The following is a 775-nucleotide window of genomic DNA, read 5'->3' as shown; positions in this document are numbered from 1 at the left end:
TGTCTTGTCCTGAAATATGGCTACAGGTTAAAATTGATTTACGCTGTTTTTAAATATACCATATTTGGTGTTCTATAGTCTAAAGATAAATGTAATCTGATTTCATTGTAGAGATTGATTGCATTTTTTGCCGCCCGTTTTGCATGTTTCAGGCTATCAAAGGTCTGGTCGAGGTAAAACTCATCCTTTAGGATGCCGTTTACACGTTCAGCGATTGCATTCTCATAGCAGTGGTTTTCTTCTGTCATACTAATACCTATGTTGTTTCTCTTTAATATCTGAGTGTAAACATTACTGCAATACTGTATGCCTCTATCGGAATGATGTATAAGACCGGTAGTGTCTTTGGCTTGATACAGGGCTTTGTTCAAGGCTCTTTCACAACCTTTCAGTTCCAGGCTGTTGCTGATGTCATAACCGACTATTCTACGGCTGTGCATATCTGTGATTAGGGCCAGATAGCAAAATCCCCTTATGGTTCTTATGTAGGTTATATCACTGACCCAAACTTGGTTGGGTCTGGTAACATCGATATCTTTAATGATGTTCCTGTACTTATGGAACCTGTGCAACGAGTTGGTTGTTCTTGAGCTGTATTTCTTTCTGTGTATCAACATATTGTGTTTTCTTAGGATGTTGAACAGGGTGTCTCTGCCAACTTTAATGTTGGCTTTAGTAAACTGATCATCCAATGATTTAATAAGTTTACGCACGCCTTCCCTGGGAAGGGATCTGCGTCTTTTGTGTACGATCTCAAGAATCTGTTGTTCTATCT

The 775-nt window shown here is 39.0% G+C and carries 1 protein-coding gene; it reads right to left on the bottom strand.

What is annotated here, in order from left to right; genetic code table 11:
* Window positions 1–38 precede the first annotated feature (38 nt).
* Window positions 39–775: IS3 family transposase (locus tag ACFQ1M_RS11540; RefSeq protein ID WP_386408344.1), on the bottom strand; the 737-nt coding region annotated here is incomplete at its 5' end.

Origin of the sequence: Sungkyunkwania multivorans, from assembly GCF_042675645.1 — a bacterium.
In the GTDB taxonomy this organism is placed as follows: Bacteria; Bacteroidota; Bacteroidia; order Flavobacteriales; family Flavobacteriaceae; genus Sungkyunkwania; species Sungkyunkwania multivorans.
Note: the sequence above shows the minus strand (reverse complement) of the source record. Positions and strands in the feature narration are given on the sequence as shown.